Raw genomic sequence first — 511 nt, forward strand, 5'->3', positions numbered from 1 at the left:
AACGATTTAAACAAATGGCAATTGTTATTGCTAAGAAAGGATAGGTGTATGTACGACAAAATTTTAAAAATGCTTACTAGCACAATAAAACAGTTCTCTACTGCACCTATCTATTTAAATGACGTTATGCAGTCGTCAGAACCGTTTTATTTTGTTTTGAGCATAGAGGAAAGTATGACTGATAACGTTGGTCAAAACGTTCAGAATAAAGCATATAACGTTGATATTGCGTTAGTTGATAGCAAGAAAAATAAACAAGTAGTAACAAGCCTAACAGAAGAATGTGGGGCTTTTTTTAATGTCTTAAATCTAGATGGAAACGAACTATTTCCAGAAGATTATCAGACATTTAAAACAGACGGAATTCAACATGTTAATTTTAATGTTGCTTTTCCTCAATTAATCGAAGGGAGTGAAGAATAGATGGCAAATAAGAAAAATGTTCATATTATTTCCGTTGAAACACCTACTTGGTTTCCTTTAGTAGATGAATCAGGTAATTTCCCTATCT

Annotated in this window: 1 protein-coding gene; it reads left to right on the forward strand. The window is 32.1% G+C overall.

Annotation, left to right across the window (positions count from 1 at the left end; translation table 11 throughout):
• Positions 1 to 423: phage tail terminator family protein (locus RAD15_RS43510; RefSeq protein WP_458184814.1), on the forward strand; the 423-nt coding region annotated here is incomplete at its 5' end.
• Between the last annotated feature and the right edge of the window lie 88 nt (positions 424 to 511).

The organism is Bradyrhizobium sp. 14AA (assembly GCF_054185205.1).